This window comes from Comamonas sp. GB3 AK4-5 (genome assembly GCF_041320665.1).
In the GTDB taxonomy this organism is placed as follows: Bacteria; Pseudomonadota; Gammaproteobacteria; order Burkholderiales; family Burkholderiaceae_C; genus Comamonas.
In genome coordinates this window covers 1,394,303-1,410,497 of the sequence record NZ_CP166730.1, presented here as the reverse complement: position 1 = coordinate 1,410,497, position 16,195 = coordinate 1,394,303, and the positions used below count along the sequence as shown (strand labels likewise).

Below are 16,195 nucleotides of genomic sequence, written 5' to 3'. Positions count from 1 at the left end.
TTCAACTATGCAAGTGCTGTGGGTGGTGGTGAGTACATTCCTCTTCGCGACGATGGGGGTGTGCATCAAATACGCGTCGGAGAGCTTCAACACGGCAGAAATCGTCTTCTACCGCGGCCTGGTGGGCATGGCCATTCTCTGGGCCATGTCGCGCTCCCAGGGCGTCAGCCTCAAAACCCCCCACCCCTTTATGCACGCCTGGCGCAGCCTGACCGGCGTCACCTCCATGGGCTGCTGGTTCTATGCCCTCACCCAGATTCCGCTGGCCAGCGCCATGACGCTCAACTACATGAGCAGCCTGTGGATTGCCGTCATCTTGCTGCTGGGCGCGGCCTGGACGCTGCGCCCCGGCTACCAGGGCCAGCGCCAGGCGCTGAACATTCCCCTGGTCATCACCATCTCCATTGGCTTTGCCGGCGTGGTGCTGATGCTGCAGCCCAGTTTTGCCCAGGACCAGACCGTGCCCGCGCTGATCGGCCTGTGCTCGGGCCTGCTCTCGGCCCTGGCCTATATGCAGCTGAGTGCCATGGCCCGCATTGGCGAGCCCGAAAGCCGTACCGTTTTCTACTTTGGCCTGGGCTCCACGCTCATGGGCCTGGGCGGCATGGTGTTCATGGGCATGTCCCCCTGGCCGGGCTGGCAGCAGGCCCTGTGGCTGCTGCCCCTGAGCCTGCTCGCCGCGGGCGGGCAGATCACACTGACCAAGGCCTACTCCAGCGCCAAAACCCAGCGCAGCACCCTGGTGGCCGCCAATCTGCAGTACTCGGGCATCGTGTTTGCCAGCCTGTACAGCTTGTTCCTCTTTGGCGACGCGCTGGGCCTTGCCGGCTGGACCGGCATGGCACTGATCGTCATCTGCGGCATGGCGGCCTCCATCTTCCGCGCCCGGGGTGCGGCCCAGCCGGTACCCACCAGCAAAACCTAGACGCCCCACAGCATGGCGGGCACAGAAGCTCGCCTTGCCTGCAGGCGTGGGCTTTTGCAATGTGGCGACGGCGCTGGCAATCTCCCACAACAAGCAGACGCGACCCCTGGCGCGACGCACGCCCGCAGAGCAGTGCTCTTAACCGTGCTCCTCACGGCAAGGGTGCGCAGCATCCAGCACCGTATGGGCGTCTTCCCACGATGCCACAGCAAAGCCACAAGGCTTTGGGCCCAGGGAGTGCATGCCTGCAGCGTCACCGCATTGCATGCGCTTGAAGCGCGCTGCCAAGTCATGCACCCGGCTGGCGCACAATGTCTGCATTGTTTGACCTGTGCCGACCCACGCCCTCTGCCCATGACCTACTCCACCCTCATCACCGTTGCCCAGCTCCAGACCCTGCAGGCCCAGGGCCAGCCCCTGATGGTGTTTGACTGCAGCTTTGCCCTGACCCAGCCCAGCCTGGGCCGCGAGCAGTACCTGCAAGCCCATCTCCCCGGCGCCGTCTACGCCGACCTGGACCAGGCCCTCAGCGCCCAGCCCGGCGACCAGGCCGCCTCCGGTGGCCGCCACCCCCTGCCCAGCCGCGAACGCTTTGCGGCCTGGCTGTCCAGCGTGGGCTTTGCCAATGGCATGCAGGCCGTGGTCTACGACCGCAACGGCGCCAACTACTGCGGCCGCCTGTGGTGGATGCTGAAATGGGCTGGCCATGAGGCCGTGGCCGTGCTCGACGGCGGCCTGCAGCACTGGCAAGCCGCCGGCCTGCCCCTGGAAGCCGGCAACGCCGCAGCCCCTGCGCCCAGCCAGTTTGCACTGGGCACACCGCTGCGCCAGCTGAGCACGGCCAGCGACGTGCTCCAAGCCCTGGGCCAGCCCGCAGTGCAAACCGTGATCGACGCCCGCGCTCCCGCCCGCTATCGGGGCGATGAAGAACCCATGGACCCCGTGGCCGGCCATATCCCCGGCGCACTCAACCGCCTGTTCTCCACCAATATCGCCGCCGACGGCCGCTTCAAACCTAAAGACCTGCTGCGCGCCGAATTCGACGCACTGCTGCAGGGCCGCGACCCCGCCACGGTGGTGCACCAATGCGGCAGCGGCGTCAGCGCCCTGCCCAATCTGATTGCCATGGAAGTGGCGGGCTACGCCCCCACCAGGCTGTTTGCCGGCAGCTGGAGCGAATGGTGCTCGGATGCGAGCCGGTCGGTGGAGCGGGGCTGAGTCCTTGCCCCCACTCTCCCGCTGCCGCTGCGGCGGCGCTGCGAAAAAGCCCTGCGATGCAGGGCTTTTTCTTTGTCTATTGGCACAAGGTGTTCGCGCAGGCGCTCTTTATTTATGAGCATTCATCGCTTACAAGGAAAGCGCTAGAAGCCTATTTTACTGATGAAAATTCTGTCTCAACTAGGCCTCCACGGCGAATTGAATCCTGTGCGCAAAAGGGATTCCGAAGTCGAGGGGCGAACTCGTGGCTTCGGGATAACACCTCACAGCCACATCTGAGACAAGTACCTCCTCAGGCTGTTCTGATCTCGATACTCAGGCAGGCCCCTAAAACCCCGCCCCTGGTTGGGCCAGATACTCCAGCTCCTGCTCGGTGCTGGTACGCCCCAGCATGGCGTTGCGGTGGGGAAAGCGGCCAAAGCGTTCGATCACCTCGCGGTGGCGCAGCGCGTAGTCCAGGGTGCCGGCCAGAAACTCGCGGGTGTCGGGCGTGGCTTCCTGGGCCAGTTGCTCAAAGGCGACCACGCTGTGGTTTTGCATATTGAGGTCTTCGGCATGTTCCAGCGGCAGATAGCAAAAAATGCGCGCTGCGGCAGGCACGCTGTCGTCGCTGTCATGACCGTGGGAGACGCCATCCAGAGCCAGTTGCAGGGCCTGGGCATCGCCAGCAAAACTTTTGGGCGTGCCCCGGTGGGCATTGCGCATGAACTGGTCCAGCACGATGAGCACGGCCAGCCGCCCCAGGGGTGTCGCCACCTCATGGTCCAGACGGCCCGCCAGGGCCTCTTGCATCACGGCGCCGAAGCGGTGGCGGATTTCCTCGTCCACGGCTTCCGACTTCGTGAACCACAGCTGCTTGCGCGCCAGCGCCGAGGCATTGCTGGGCTGCTCGGCACCCAGCCAGTACTCCAGCACCTGTGCCAGTCTTGGGTCCAGCGGCGGCTGGCTTGTTTGCAGGGTGAACACCATTTCTCTCTCCTTGTTTCAGCACCGTAACCCGCATGGTAGTGCGCGCTGCAGCCATTGACGGCAATACCACAGCCCCACACCACGGCGCCCGCGGTGCAAAGCCGCAAAGCACAACGCCACGGACCTTGGCCCGTGGCGTTGATGCATCAAAGAGCCGGTGCCGGACCAGTGCCAGCCCCTCACCCCGGCCCTCTCCCCAAAGGGGCGAGGGAGCCAGACAGGGAAGCACACATGCCAGAGCGCCGCGCAAGGGCCGCCCCGCCGCGCTGGTGCCCTCCCCCTCCGGCGCAGAGCGCCAGAGAGGAGGAAGACGCGCAGCGGCGCAAGGGAGTGCTTTATGTCAAGCCGTTCCGTTCTTGCATCGTGTCAGCCAGCCAATGATCTCGCCCATGATGCCGCGGCGGAAGGCCAGCACGCAGATCACAAAGATCAGGCCGGTGACGATGGTCACCGACTCGCCCAGCGTGGTGAACCATTCCACGCCGGTGAGCTTGGCCAGGAAAGCACCGAAGTCGCCAATCTTGTTTTCCAGCGCCACCACCACGGCCGAGCCGACGATGGGGCCGGACAGCGTGCCCAGGCCACCCATCAAGGTCATCAAGATCACATGGCCCGAGGTGGTCCAGTGTGCATCCGACAGCGTGGCAAAGCCCAGCACCAGGGTCTTGAGCGAGCCCGCCAGGCCGGTGAGCGCGGCCGACAGCACAAAGGCCAGCAGCTTGAAGCGGTTCACGTCATAGCCCAGCGAGATGGCGCGCGGCTCGTTTTCCTTGATGGCCTTGAGCACCTGGCCAAAGGGCGAATGCACGGTGCGCACGATCAGCAAGAAGGCCAGGGTCACCACCGCCAGGGCCACGTAGTACATGGTCAGGTCGCTGGACAGGTCGATCAGGCCGAACAATTTTCCGCGCGGCACGCCTTGCAGCCCGTCCTCGCCGCCCGTGAACGGGGCTTGCAGAAAGACGAAGAACAGCATCTGCGCCAGTGCCAGGGTGATCATCGAGAAATAAATGCCCTGGCGGCGGATGGCCAGCCAGCCCGCAACCAGGCCGAGGGCGGCACCAGCCAGGGTGCCCAAGATGAGGCCCAGCTCGGGCGTGACGGCCCAGGCCTTGATCGAATAACCCGCCACATAGGCAGCACCGCCCAGAAAGGCGGCATGGCCGAAGGACAGCAAGCCGGTGTAGCCCAGCAGCAGATTGAAGGCCGAGGCGAACAGCGCGAAGCACATCAGCTTCATGACGAACACCGGATAGGCCCCGAAGAAGGGGGCGGCGATCAGGCCCAGCAGCAGCAGGCCGTAACCGAGGGAAGCGAGTTTCTTGGAGTTCATGTGGCGTGCCCCTGCTTACTTTTCTTTGCCGAACAGGCCGGCGGGGCGGATCAGGAGAACGATGACCATGATGAAGAACACCACGGTGGAGGAAGCTTCGGGCCAGAAGACCTTGGTCAGGCCTTCGACGATCCCCAGGCCCAGGCCGGTGAGGATGGCGCCCATGATGGAGCCCATGCCGCCAATCACCACCACGGCAAACACCACGATGATGAGGTTCTGCCCCATCAGCGGCGTGACCTGGTAGACGGGTGCGGCCAGCACGCCGGCAAAGGCGGCCAGGCCCACGCCGAAGGCATAGGTCAGGGTGATCATCACCGGCACGTTCACGCCGAAGGCTTCCACCAGGCGGGGGTTTTCGGTGCCGGCGCGCAGGTAGGCGCCGATGCGGGTCTTCTCAATCACATACCAGGTGGCAAAGCACACCACCAGCGAGGCCACCACCACCCAGGCACGGTAGTTGGGCAGGATCATGAAGCCCAGATCGGTCGCGCCCTCCAGCAGCTCGGGCGTGTCGTAGCCCAGGCCGGAAACGCCGTAGACCGAGCGGAACAAGCCCTCGATCAGCAGCGACAGGCCCAGCGTGAGCAAGAGGCCATACAGGTGATCGAGCTTGTAGATCCAGCGCAGCAAGAAGCGCTCGATGAACACGCCAAACAGCCCGACGATGAAGGGGGCCAGGATCAGCATGACCCAGTAATTGATCTCGAAATAGTTCATGGCCATCCAGGTGACCATCGCTCCGAGCATGAACAGTGCGCCATGCGCAAAGTTGATCACATTGAGCAGGCCAAAGATCACGGCCAGGCCCAAGCTCAGAATCGCGTAAAACGAGCCGTTGACGAGCCCCAGCAAGAGCTGGCTCATCAGGCCCGGCAATGACACACCGAAGATTTCCATGGGGACAAACACAAAAGGGGGAAAGGGAAATGCCCTGCTGGCACCGGCCCCCACCTGCAGGCGGAGGCCGGGCCGCGCACTAGCACCTTAGGTACTCAGGCGCAGCGGCTGCGGCTTACTTCCAGAGCGCGCACTTGGTTTCGGCCTTGGTGGTCCACACCTGGTCGGCCGGCAGCTTGGTGACGACCTTGTAGTAGTCCCATGCTTCCTTGGATTCCTTGGGTGCCTTGACCTGCATGAGGTACATGTCGTGGGCGTAGCGGCCGTCGGGACGGATCACGCCCTGGCCGTAGAAGTCCTTCAGCGGCGTGCTCTTGAGCACGGCCATGACCTTGTCCGCGTCGGTGGTTCCGGCCTTTTCCACGGCCTTCAGGTAGTTGGTGGTGGCGGAGTAGTTGGCGGCCTGAATGTCGGTGGGCATGCGCTTGGTCTTGGCCATGAACTTCTTGCCGAAGGCGCGGGTTTCATCGTTCAGGTTCCAGTCCCAGCTGGTGGTCAGCAACAGGCCTTCGGTGTTCTTCAGACCCAGGCTGTGGATGTCGGTGAGGAACACCAGCAGGCCGGCCATCTTCATGCTCTTGTTGATACCGAACTCGCGCGCAGCCTTGACGGCATTGATCATGTCACCGCCCGCATTGGCCAGGCCCAGGATCTGGGCCTTGCTGTTCTGGGCCTGCAGCAGGAAGGAAGAGAAGTCCGAAGCGTTCAGCGGGTGCTTGACCGCACCCACCACCTTGCCACCCTTGGCCTCGATGACCTTGGTGGTGTCGGCTTCCAGCGAGTGGCCGAAGGCGTAGTCGGCGGTCAGGAAGAACCAGCTCTTGCCGCCTTGGTCCACCACCGCACCACCCGTGCCACGGGCCAGGGCCACGGTGTCGTAGGCGTAGTGCACGGTGTAAGGGGTGCACTGCTCGTTGGTCAGGGCCGAGGCGCCAGCGCCGTTGTTGAAGTAAACGCGCTTCTTCTCCGCAGCCACCTTGGCCAGGGCCAGGGCCACGCCGGAGTTGGTGCCGCCAAACAGCATGGTCAGGTTCTGGGTGTCGATCCACTCGCGGGCCTTGGTGGCGGCGATGTCTGGCTTGTGCTGGTGGTCTTGCGTCAGCAACTCAATGGGCTTGCCCAGCACCTTGCCGCCAAAGTCGTCGATGGCCATCTGGATGGCGGTGGCGCCGTTCTTGCCGTCCACGTCGGCGTAGTTGCTGGACATGTCGGTGATGAAGCCGATCTTCACCTTCTCTTGTGCCTGGGCCTGGAGCTGGACGCTAGCGCCCAGCAGGCCGGTGGCGGTCAGTGCCAGAGCGAGGGCTTTCATCGAGAATGCTTGCATGGTTTTGTCTCCTTGAATTCGGAATCGTTTAGGGCTTGGAAGCGCTGTGCATCTTGCACAAGCAGCTCCTGTTCTGAGAGTGGATGCCTGGCGCGGGCTGCGCTCAGACCCCCAGCAATTCATTGAGTACAGACATCTTTTCCTGCAGCTGTGCGGACTCAAAACGCTCGACGATGCAGCCGTGCTCCATCACATAAAAGCGGTCAGCCAGCGGTGCGGCGAAGCGGAAGTTCTGCTCCACCATCACCACCGTATAGCCCTTGGCCCGCAGCATGGTGATCATGCGGGCCAGGGTCTGAACGATCACGGGGGCCAGGCCTTCCGAGATTTCGTCCAGCAGCAACAGGCGTGCGCCCGTACGCAGAATGCGGGCCACGGCCAGCATCTGCTGCTCCCCACCCGACAGTCGCGTGCCCTGGCTGTGGCGGCGCTCGTAGAGGTTGGGGAACATTTCGTAGATCTCGTCCACGCTCATGCCTTTTTCGCCGGTCTTCAGCGGCGGGGGCAGCATCAGGTTTTCCTCGCAGGACAGGCTGGAGAAAATGCCGCGCTCCTCGGGGCAGTAGCCCACGCCCAGGTGGGCAATCTTGTGCGTGGGCAGGTGGATGGTCTCCACCCCGTTGACCTTGATCGAGCCCTTGCGTGCGCCGGTCAGTCCCATCACGGCACGCATGGTGGAGGTACGCCCTGCACCGTTGCGGCCCAGCAGCGTCACCACCTCACCGGGCTGCACCACGATGTCCACACCATGCAGCACATGGGATTCGCCATACCAGGCCTGCAGCTGCTTGATCTCCAGTGCCGGCGTATTCGTCTTGTTATTCATGCTCAATGCGCCCCTTGCAACTGGCCATCGGTGGTGCCCATGTAGGCCTCCATCACCTGCGGATTCTTGGACACCTCTTCATACGGCCCCTCGGCCAACACCGCACCGCGTTGCAGCACGGTGATGCGGTCGGCAATGGAGGAGATCACCTTCATGTTGTGCTCCACCATCAAGATGGTGCGGCCGGCCGAGACTTTCTTGATCAGCTGCGTCACGCGGTCCACGTCTTCGTGGCCCATGCCCTGGGTGGGTTCGTCCAGCAGCATCAGCTCGGGCTCCATGGCCAGCGTGGTGGCAATTTCCAGCGCCCGCTTGCGGCCATAGGGCAGATTGACCGTGACCTCATCGGCCAGGTCTTCCAGACCCACTTCGGTCAGCAGCTCCATGGCGCGGCCGTTGAGCTGGTCCAGCAGTTTTTCGCTGCGCCAGAAATGGAATTCCGTGCCCAGCTTGCGCTGCAGACCCACGCGCACGTTTTCCATCAAGGTCAGATGGGGGAACACGGCCGAGATCTGAAAGGAGCGGATAACGCCACGGCGCGCAATCTGCGCGGGCGCTTCACGGGTGATGTCCGCACCGTTGAATTTGATGGTGCCCGAGCTGGGCACCAGAAACTTGGTCAACAGGTTGAAGCATGTGGTTTTGCCTGCGCCGTTGGGCCCGATCAGGGCGTGAATGCTGCCGCGCTTGACGTCCAGATTGACGTTGCTCACGGCGGTGAAACCCTTGAACTCCTTGGTCAGGTTCCGGGTTTCCAAAATGACATCGCTCATCGCTGCAGTCCCACTTCCAGGTTGAGAAGGCGCCGTCACCGGCCTGTTCCCATGCCGCGCCATCCATGTTTTATGCTGCAGCGCATCCTACGGAGGGGGCTGCTCCACCGCACTGGGAGTAATGCGTAAGACTTACAACCTAAGCACAAACCCTAGACTTCACAAATAACCAAAATCACCTGAAATTTCAATCACTTGCGATACAGAGCCAGTCGTATTGCGCGCATAAGGCTGTCGCCTTTTCCGTGCTTCGGCAGCTTTTTGTCAGCTTGCATGCAAACAAGCCGGTCTGCGTGGATATGCAGGCCACAAAAAAGCGCCTCGAGAGGCGCTTGGGATCGATGGGAAGAAAAAAGAGGAGGCCTTACTGCAAGGTTTCCTTGGCTCCGTCGGGCAAGGCCAGCGGCAGCACGCCTATGCCCTCATCCAGCAGCTCCATGGCCTCACGGGGCGTGGCCTGGCCGCGGATGCCGCGTTCTTCCACCTCACCCCGGTGGATGCGCCTAGCCTCGTCGGCAAAGCCTGCACCCACATCTTCGGTCTGCTGTGCAATGCGCCGGCTCATCTGCAGCCAGGCCGCTTGCAGGGCTCGCAGGCGCTCATCCGCAACAGAGGGGGCAGAGGCTGGCGCAGGCGCTACGGATTCAGAAGCCGCAGCCGCACTCTGTACGGGCGCTGCGCCCAGATTCAATCGGGGGGCACTCAAGCCCTTGCGCACCTGCACGCTGTTGCACAGGGGGCAGGCAATCAGGTCGCGGGCCAGCTGGCTTTGGAAGTCGTCTTCCGAGCCGAACCAGCCCTCGAACACATGGCCTTGGCTGCAATGCAGATCAAACACCTTCATGGCCCGTCGTCCTTTATCTCTGCCCCCATGGCATTGCGCTTTACGCGCAACCCATGGAGCAGATACATGCCCCATGCCTGGGCTGGCATCCGCCTCCGGCACAGCCAGAGAGGGGAAAGGCGCAAAGCGCCACAGGGGATGCGGTCATATCAGGCACTCAGGCCACTGCGCGGCGGCCCTGGCCCAGGTAGCGATGGACAAAACCGGGGAAGGCCAGCGTCAGGAACAGCGTGGCGGTCACGGCGTAGAACTCCCAGCCCTGGGGGTAGATCTGGCCGGCACGGTGCTCCAGCGCCAGGGCCAGGCCTCCGACCAGGAAATACAGCAGCAGCAGCTCCAGCAAGCGGCCCCACAGGGGTTTGCGCGGACGCGCCGCCGGGCCGGCCAGCAGCCAGCGCTCATTCAGAAAAGGCAAATTGGCTGCCACAAGGGCAGCCAATATCACGAGCCAGATAGAAGCAGTTTGGGTCACGCTTCGATTCTAGGGCCTCAAGACGCCAAAGAGCGCACTATCGCATCGGCGCACAGGGACATCAGTGCGCCAGGGAAGATGCCCAGCAGCAGCACCAGGGCACCGTTGACGGTGAGCACGGCGCGCACATCGAAGGGGGCCGACACCGTGGTGGCGGTCAGAGGCTTGTCGAAGTACATGACCTTGACGACGCGCAGGTAGTAGAAGGCACCCACCAGCGACATGATGACCGCGAACACCGCCAGACCGATATACAGCGCCTGGCCCGAAGCCACCAGCGCTTGCAGCACGGACAGCTTGGCGTAAAAGCCCACCAGCGGAGGGATACCGGCCATGGAGAACAGGCAGGCAGCCATCACACCAGCGTACAGCGGGCTGCGCTGGTTCAGGCCGGCCAGGTCGGAGATTTCTTCGCTCTCGAAGCCTTCACGCGACAGCAGCAGGATCACGCCGAAGCTGGCCAGGGTGGTCAGCACATAGGTCACCACGTAGAACATGGCGGAGCTGTAGGCGCTTTCCACGCTCGCGGGGTTGACGTTGCCGTCCACCACACCCGACAGCAAGCCCAGCAGCACAAAGCCCATCTGCGAGATGGTGGAGTAGGCCAGCATGCGCTTGAGGTTGGTCTGCATGATGGCAGCCAGGTTACCCACCAGCAGCGAGCCCACGGCCAGCACCATCAGCATCTGCTGCCAGTCGATGGCCAGCGGCAGCAGGCCGTCGACCAGCACGCGCATCACCATGGCGAACGCGGCCAGCTTGGGCGCGCCACCGATCAGGGCGGTAATGGCCGTAGGCGCGCCCTGGTAGACGTCGGGCACCCACATGTGGAAAGGCACCACGCCCAGCTTGAAGGCCAGACCTGCCACCACAAACACCAGGCCGAACACCAGCACCTGGTGCTTGAGCTGACCGGAGTTGATGGCCTTGAACACCTCACCGATGTCCAGCGAACCAGTGGCGCCGTAGATCATGGAAATGCCATACAGCAGGAAGCCCGAAGCCATGGCGCCCAGCACAAAGTACTTCATGGCGGCTTCGGTCGACGTGGCGTGGTCGCGGCGCAATGCCACCAGCGCGTAGCTGGACAGCGTCAGCAACTCCAGGCCGAGGTACAGCAGCAGGAAGTTGTTGCCGGAGATCATGATGAACATGCCCAGCAGCGCAAAGATGGACAGGGTGAAGAACTCACCACCGCGCAGCATGTCGCGATCGGCCGCATAGGGACGGCCGTAGACCAGCGTCACCATCACGGCGATGGTGGCGAAGCACTTGAGCCAGTTGCCCATGGCGTCGGAGACCACCATATTGCCCCAGCCATAGAAGGTGTTGCCGCTTGCGGCATACATGCCCTGCATGACGGCCACCACGGCCAGGGTCAGCATGGTCAGTACATAGGTGCCGGTGCGGCGGGGGCTCTTGATGCCCAGATCTACCAAGGCGATTACGCACCCCATGACCAGGAGCACGATCTCCGGGTAGATCGAAAGCCAGCTGATGTTGTCAATCATCTCGAATCTCTCAGTTCATTCCTGTCAGGGGAGCTTGCTCTGTGCCACATGCTGCAGCAGCTGGGCCACCGAAACATCCATCACATCCGTGAAGGGCTTGGGATAGATGCCCATGTACAGCACGGCAACGGCCAGCACGCCCAGAATCAGGAACTCGCGGCAGTTGATGTCCTTCAGTTCCTTGACATGGTCATTGGCGACCGGGCCCAGGTAGACACGCTTGTACATCCACAAGTTGTAGGAGGCACCGAAGATCAGCGCCGTGGCTGCGCCCAGGCCGACCCAGAAGTCGAACTTGACGGAGGCCAGGATCACCATCCACTCACCCACGAAGCCAGCCGTGGCAGGCAGACCGCTGTTGGCCATGGCAAACAGCAGGGCGAAGGCCGCGAACTTGGGCATGGTGTTGACCACGCCGCCGTAGGCTGCGATGTCACGCGAATGCACACGGTCATACAGCACGCCGATGCACAGGAACATGGCGCCCGAGACAAAGCCGTGGGCAATCATTTGCACGATGCCGCCAGCCACGCCCAGGTCATTGAAGATGAAGAAGCCCAGGGTCACAAAGCCCATGTGCGCCACGGACGAGTAGGCCACCAGCTTCTTCATGTCGGTCTGCACCAGGGCCACCATGCCCACGTAGATCACGGCAATCAGCGACAGCGCAATCATCAGCCAGGCCCATTCACGGGCGGCGTCAGGGGCAATGGGCAGGGAGAAGCGCAGGAAGCCATAGGCGCCCAGCTTCAGCATGATGGCGGCCAGCACGGCGGAGCCGCCGGTAGGCGCTTCCACGTGCACGTCGGGCAGCCAGGTGTGCACCGGGAACATGGGCACCTTCACCGCAAAGGCGGCGAAGAAGGCAAAGAAGATCAGCGTCTGGGCCGTGCCGCTCAAGGGCAGCTTGTGCCAGGTCTGGATGTCGAAACTGCCACCGGACTGGTTGTACAGATAGATCAGCGCAACCAGTGTGAGCAGCGAGCCCATCAAGGTGTACAGGAAGAACTTGAAGGCCGCGTAGATCTTGTTCGGACCGCCCCAGATACCAATGATGAGGTACATGGGGATCAGGGTGGCTTCGAAGAAGACGTAGAACAGCAGACCGTCCAGTGCGCAGAACACGCCCACCATCAGACCCGACAGGATCAAAAAGGCGCCCATGTACTGGTTCACACGTTCGGTGATGTTGGTCCAGGAAGCCAGCACCACGATCACCGTGATGAAGGCCGTCAGCGGCACAAACCAGAACGACAGACCATCCAGGCCCAGGTGGTAGTGGATATTGAAGCGCTCAATCCACAGTGTCTTTTCGACAAACTGCATATTGGCCGTAGACGTGTCGAAACCGGCAATCAACGGCAGCGTGACAAGCAGACCCAGCACTGCACCGATCAAGGCCAGCCAGCGCACAGTGCGGACCTGCCCTTCACGGCCCAGGGCCAGCAAGAGGACACCAAAGGCGATCGGTGTCCAGATAGCAAGACTCAACAATCCCATTTTTCTACTTCCTTATTTGTTGAGCCACACGAAATAGGTCATGAGCAGGAAGATGCCCAGGATCATGACCAATGCGTAGTGGTAGATGTAGCCAGACTGGAGACGGCGCACCAGTGCGGCAATCTTGCCCACCAGCTTCCAGGATCCATTGACAAGCACCCCATCGATCAGGGTCTGGTCACCGGCCTTCCACAGCCCCGTGCCAATGCAGCGTGCACCGCGGGCAAAGACGTTCTCGTAGACCCAGTCCACGCCGTACTTGCCTTCCAGCACCTGGTACAGGCCGATCTTTTGCGAGAACGACTTGATGGCAGCCGGAATGCTGGGAATGACCATGTAGAACACATAGGACACCACCACGCCCGCCAGAGCCAGCCAGAAAGGCGCAGCCTGGAAGCCATGCAGTGCCATGGGCACCCAACCGTGGATCTCTTGTGCCAGCTCGGCCATGGCGTGGTGCTTGGTGGCGTCGACAAAGATCACGCCCTTGAAGAAGTCACCGAACAGCATGGGCATCAGCGCCATGGCACCGATCACCACCGAAGGAATGGCCAGCAGCACCAGAGGGCCGGTCACCACCCAGGGCGACTCATGCGGCTTGGCATCATGGCCATGACCGTGGTGGTCATCGTGCGCATGGTGCTCGTCATGGTGGGCATCGGGGTTCTGGTCGTAGCGCTCCTTGCCGTGGAAGACGATGAAGTACAGGCGGAAGGAGTAGAAGGCCGTGATGAACACACCAGCCAGCACCGCAAAGTAGGCAAAGCCAGCTGCAGGCAGGTTGGAGGCGTGCACCGCTTCAATGATGGCGTCCTTGGAGTAGAAGCCCGAGAAGAACGGCGTGCCGATCAAAGCCAGATTGCCCAGCAGGAAGGTGATCCAGGTGATGGGCATGTACTTGCGCACGCCACCCATCCAGCGGATGTCCTGGTTGTGGTGCATGCCCATGATGACCGAGCCCGCACCGAGGAACAGCAAGGCCTTGAAGAAGGCGTGCGTCATCAGGTGGAAGGTAGCCACCGAGTAGGCAGACACACCCAGAGCCACCGTCATGTAACCCAGCTGCGACAGCGTGGAATACGCAATCACGCGCTTGATGTCGTTCTGGATGATGCCCAGAATGCCCATGAACAGGGCCGTGATGGCGCCGATCACCAGGATGAAGTTCAGCGCGGTGTCCGACAGCTCATACAGCGGCGACATGCGCGAGACCATGAAGATACCTGCCGTCACCATGGTGGCGGCGTGGATCAGCGCGGAGATGGGGGTCGGGCCTTCCATCGAATCCGGCAGCCAGGCATGCAGCGGGAACTGGGCCGACTTGCCCATGGCACCGATGAACAGGCAGATGGCCGTGACCGTCACCAGCAGCCATGCCGTACCCGGCAGCAGCGTGTTCTGGATCTCGGGCAGCTTGGCAAAGATTTCTGCGTAGTTGAAGGTGCCGGTGTAGGCAGCGATCAGGCCGATGCCCAGGATGAAGCCAAAGTCACCCACACGGTTGACCAGGAAGGCCTTCATGTTGGCGAAGGTGGCCGAGGGCTTCTTGAAATAGAAACCGATCAGCAGATAGGACACCAGACCCACGGCTTCCCAGCCGAAGAACAGCTGCAGCAGGTTGTTGCTCATCACGAGCATCAACATGGAGAAGGTGAACAGCGAGATGTAGGAGAAGAAACGGTTGTAGCCGTCATCTTCTTCCATGTAGCCGATGGTGTAGATGTGCACCATCAGCGACACAAAGGTCACCACGCACATCATCATGGCAGTGAGGCTGTCGATCAGGAAACCGATCTCCATCTTCAGGCTGCCCACCGTCATCCATTCATAGATGGTCTGATCGAAAGTGGCTCCGTCGAAAACGACGGACTGGAACGTCATCGCGGAGAGGACGAACGCAATCAACACCCCGAGGATGGTGAGGGAACGACTGGCCGCGCGACCAAATTTGTTGCCGCCAAAGGCAGTGCCGAATATGCCTGCCAACGCGGAGCCCGCCAGCGGTGCCAATGGCACCGCCAGGAGCATGGATGCAGAGAGGGTTTGACTCATTCTTCTGGACCTTGCTAAGACGGGCGACTCAGCCCTTCAGGGCGTTGAGATCTTCCGCATTGATGCTGGACTTGTTGCGGAACAGCAGCACCAGGATGGCGAGGCCGATGGCCGATTCGGCCGCTGCCACCGTCAGGATGAAAAACACGAACACTTGGCCGTGCATGTCACCCAGGTAATGCGAAAACGCGACGAAGTTCATGTTCACCGACAGCAGCATCAATTCGATGGCCATCAGCAGCACGATGAGGTTCTTGCGGTTCAGGAAAATCCCGATCACCGACATGGCGAACAGCATCGCACCCAAGGTCAGGAAATGTCCCAGTGTGAGCGTCATGCCTTCTTCTCCTCGACAACGGTTGCGTCCACAGGCGCGGGGGCCTGGGTGCTGGGCATCTTGACCATGGTCAGACGGTCTTCGGCACGCACGCGCACCTGCAGCGAAACGCTGATGGCCTTGTTGTCCTTGCGCTTGCGCAGGGTCAGGGCAATGGCCGTGATCATGGCAACCAGCAAAATCACCGAGGCGATCTCGATCGGGTACAGATACTGTGTATACAGCAGCTTGCCCAGTGCCTGGGTGTTGGAGTAAGGCAGCACCTGGCCTGCAGCATTCAGCAGCTCGGCCACAGGCTTGGGTTCATCCATGCTGCTGAAGCCACCCATCACCACCAGAACCATCTCGAAAGTGATGACCGCGCCGATCAAGGCTGCCAGCGGGAAATGCCGCCAGAAACCGCGCCGCACGGTATCGATGCGGATGTCCAGCATCATCACCACGAACAGGAAGAGCACCAGCACCGCACCCAGGTACACCAGCACCAGGGCAATGGCCAGGAATTCAGCCTTCAGCAGCAGCCACACGGCCGCAGCTTGCGAGAAGGCCAGAATCAGATTGAGCACAGCGTGCACAGGGTTGCGCGCCGTGATGACCCGGAAGGCTGCAAACAGCAGCACCGCCGAGAAGAGATAGAAAAAACCAGTCTTGGCATCCATGATTCGAATCTTTCTGGATCAGGAGCCGCTTCAGCGGTACTTGGCATCGGCTGCCTTGGCAGCGGCGATGTCGGCTTCATAGCGGTCACCCACGGCCAGCAACATGTCCTTGGTGAAGTACAGGTCGCCACGCTTTTCACCGTGGTATTCAAAGATCTGTGTTTCCACGATCGAGTCGACCGGGCAGCTCTCTTCGCAGAAACCGCAGAAGATGCACTTGGTCAGGTCGATGTCGTAGCGCGTGGTACGGCGCGAACCGTCGTCACGCACATCCGACTCGATGGTGATGGCCATGGCGGGGCACACGGCTTCGCACAGCTTGCAGGCAATGCAGCGCTCTTCACCGTTTTCATAGCGGCGCAGCGCGTGCAGGCCACGGAAGCGTGGCGACAGCGGGGTCTTTTCCTCGGGGAACTGAATCGTCACACGGCGCGAAAACGCGTAGCGACCGGTCAGTACCATGCCCTTGGCCAGCTCCCAGAGCATGAAGCTCTTGAGGAAATCCTTGAAGGAAAATGGGGTTGCAGCAACAGCAGACATTCTTCGTAT

At 61.8% G+C, this 16,195-nt stretch carries 16 protein-coding genes; 2 read left to right on the top strand and 14 right to left on the bottom strand.

The features are described 5' to 3' along the window. The first annotated feature begins 7 nt into the window (after positions 1-7). Together ACA027_RS06315 and ACA027_RS06310 are read left to right on the top strand one after the other, a co-directional pair. A complete protein-coding gene (locus ACA027_RS06315; RefSeq protein ID WP_370681547.1) occupies positions 8-925 on the top strand; it encodes a DMT family transporter in 918 nt (305 codons plus the stop codon). Between the two features lie 354 nt (positions 926-1,279). After that, positions 1,280-2,143: a sulfurtransferase gene (locus ACA027_RS06310; protein ID WP_370681546.1), complete on the top strand. Its 864-nt coding sequence runs from the start codon at positions 1,280-1,282 to the stop codon at positions 2,141-2,143. Between the two features lie 327 nt (positions 2,144-2,470). Here ACA027_RS06310 and ACA027_RS06305 read toward each other — a convergent pair whose 3' ends face one another. The 14 genes from ACA027_RS06305 to nuoI all read right to left on the bottom strand — a co-directional run bounded on the left by ACA027_RS06305 (position 2,471) and on the right by nuoI (position 16,186). Continuing rightward, on the bottom strand, positions 2,471-3,112 hold the full coding sequence (locus ACA027_RS06305) for a DUF924 family protein (protein WP_370681545.1): 642 nt from the start codon (positions 3,110-3,112) through the stop codon (positions 2,471-2,473). Positions 3,113-3,452: 340 nt separating this feature from the next. Next, the gene (locus tag ACA027_RS06300; RefSeq protein ID WP_370681544.1) at positions 3,453-4,445 is read right to left on the bottom strand and encodes a branched-chain amino acid ABC transporter permease; all 993 of its coding nucleotides are present in this window, start codon (positions 4,443-4,445) and stop codon (positions 3,453-3,455) included. Positions 4,446-4,460: 15 nt separating this feature from the next. Then, entirely contained in the window at positions 4,461-5,345 is an 885-nt protein-coding gene (locus ACA027_RS06295; protein ID WP_370681543.1) for a branched-chain amino acid ABC transporter permease, read from the bottom strand. Between the two features lie 115 nt (positions 5,346-5,460). Next, positions 5,461-6,657 carry an ABC transporter substrate-binding protein gene (locus ACA027_RS06290; RefSeq protein ID WP_370682525.1) on the bottom strand — a complete coding sequence of 399 codons (1,197 nt, stop codon included), beginning with the start codon at positions 6,655-6,657 and terminating at the stop codon, positions 5,461-5,463. Positions 6,658-6,775: 118 nt separating this feature from the next. Beyond that, positions 6,776-7,498 (bottom strand): ABC transporter ATP-binding protein, encoded by a 723-nt coding sequence (locus ACA027_RS06285; protein WP_370681542.1) that lies wholly within the window; start codon positions 7,496-7,498, stop codon positions 6,776-6,778. Positions 7,499-7,500: 2 nt separating this feature from the next. Beyond that, complete coding sequence (locus tag ACA027_RS06280) at positions 7,501-8,271, bottom strand: ABC transporter ATP-binding protein (protein WP_370681541.1); 771 nt, start codon at positions 8,269-8,271, stop codon at positions 7,501-7,503. Between the two features lie 364 nt (positions 8,272-8,635). Continuing rightward, positions 8,636-9,115 carry a DUF1178 family protein gene (locus ACA027_RS06275; RefSeq protein ID WP_370681540.1) on the bottom strand — a complete coding sequence of 160 codons (480 nt, stop codon included), beginning with the start codon at positions 9,113-9,115 and terminating at the stop codon, positions 8,636-8,638. A gap of 157 nt (positions 9,116-9,272) precedes the next feature. Beyond that, positions 9,273-9,587 (bottom strand): DUF2818 family protein, encoded by a 315-nt coding sequence (locus ACA027_RS06270; RefSeq protein WP_370681539.1) that lies wholly within the window; start codon positions 9,585-9,587, stop codon positions 9,273-9,275. A gap of 17 nt (positions 9,588-9,604) precedes the next feature. Beyond that, positions 9,605-11,098 (bottom strand): NADH-quinone oxidoreductase subunit NuoN, encoded by a 1,494-nt coding sequence (nuoN, locus tag ACA027_RS06265; RefSeq protein WP_370681538.1) that lies wholly within the window; start codon positions 11,096-11,098, stop codon positions 9,605-9,607. Positions 11,099-11,122: 24 nt separating this feature from the next. Further along, a complete protein-coding gene (locus ACA027_RS06260; RefSeq protein ID WP_370681537.1) occupies positions 11,123-12,598 on the bottom strand; it encodes an NADH-quinone oxidoreductase subunit M in 1,476 nt (491 codons plus the stop codon). A gap of 12 nt (positions 12,599-12,610) precedes the next feature. Then, positions 12,611-14,650, bottom strand: coding sequence for an NADH-quinone oxidoreductase subunit L (nuoL, locus tag ACA027_RS06255; RefSeq protein WP_370681536.1), 2,040 nt, complete (start codon positions 14,648-14,650; stop codon positions 12,611-12,613). A gap of 28 nt (positions 14,651-14,678) precedes the next feature. After that, positions 14,679-14,987, bottom strand: coding sequence for an NADH-quinone oxidoreductase subunit NuoK (nuoK, locus tag ACA027_RS06250; protein WP_370681535.1), 309 nt, complete (start codon positions 14,985-14,987; stop codon positions 14,679-14,681). After that, positions 14,984-15,646: an NADH-quinone oxidoreductase subunit J gene (locus tag ACA027_RS06245; protein WP_370681534.1), complete on the bottom strand. Its 663-nt coding sequence runs from the start codon at positions 15,644-15,646 to the stop codon at positions 14,984-14,986. Before ACA027_RS06245 ends, nuoK begins: the two co-directional genes overlap by 4 nt. A gap of 30 nt (positions 15,647-15,676) precedes the next feature. Then, the gene (gene nuoI, locus ACA027_RS06240; protein ID WP_370681533.1) at positions 15,677-16,186 is read right to left on the bottom strand and encodes an NADH-quinone oxidoreductase subunit NuoI; all 510 of its coding nucleotides are present in this window, start codon (positions 16,184-16,186) and stop codon (positions 15,677-15,679) included. Positions 16,187-16,195: the final 9 nt, after the last annotated feature.

Coding starts and splice junctions, on each gene's coding strand:
- nuoK (WP_370681535.1), bottom strand. CDS start 14,987: ATGACGCTCACACTGGGACATTTCCTGACCTTGGGTGCGATGCTGTTC.
- nuoL (WP_370681536.1), bottom strand. CDS start 14,650: ATGAGTCAAACCCTCTCTGCATCCATGCTCCTGGCGGTGCCATTGGCA.
- ACA027_RS06310 (WP_370681546.1), top strand. CDS start 1,280: ATGACCTACTCCACCCTCATCACCGTTGCCCAGCTCCAGACCCTGCAG.
- ACA027_RS06285 (WP_370681542.1), bottom strand. CDS start 7,498: ATGAATAACAAGACGAATACGCCGGCACTGGAGATCAAGCAGCTGCAG.
- ACA027_RS06305 (WP_370681545.1), bottom strand. CDS start 3,112: ATGGTGTTCACCCTGCAAACAAGCCAGCCGCCGCTGGACCCAAGACTG.
- ACA027_RS06245 (WP_370681534.1), bottom strand. CDS start 15,646: ATGGATGCCAAGACTGGTTTTTTCTATCTCTTCTCGGCGGTGCTGCTG.
- ACA027_RS06280 (WP_370681541.1), bottom strand. CDS start 8,271: ATGAGCGATGTCATTTTGGAAACCCGGAACCTGACCAAGGAGTTCAAG.
- nuoI (WP_370681533.1), bottom strand. CDS start 16,186: ATGTCTGCTGTTGCTGCAACCCCATTTTCCTTCAAGGATTTCCTCAAG.
- ACA027_RS06315 (WP_370681547.1), top strand. CDS start 8: ATGCAAGTGCTGTGGGTGGTGGTGAGTACATTCCTCTTCGCGACGATG.
- ACA027_RS06300 (WP_370681544.1), bottom strand. CDS start 4,445: ATGAACTCCAAGAAACTCGCTTCCCTCGGTTACGGCCTGCTGCTGCTG.
- ACA027_RS06290 (WP_370682525.1), bottom strand. CDS start 6,657: ATGAAAGCCCTCGCTCTGGCACTGACCGCCACCGGCCTGCTGGGCGCT.
- ACA027_RS06260 (WP_370681537.1), bottom strand. CDS start 12,598: ATGGGATTGTTGAGTCTTGCTATCTGGACACCGATCGCCTTTGGTGTC.
- nuoN (WP_370681538.1), bottom strand. CDS start 11,098: ATGATTGACAACATCAGCTGGCTTTCGATCTACCCGGAGATCGTGCTC.
- ACA027_RS06275 (WP_370681540.1), bottom strand. CDS start 9,115: ATGAAGGTGTTTGATCTGCATTGCAGCCAAGGCCATGTGTTCGAGGGC.
- ACA027_RS06295 (WP_370681543.1), bottom strand. CDS start 5,345: ATGGAAATCTTCGGTGTGTCATTGCCGGGCCTGATGAGCCAGCTCTTG.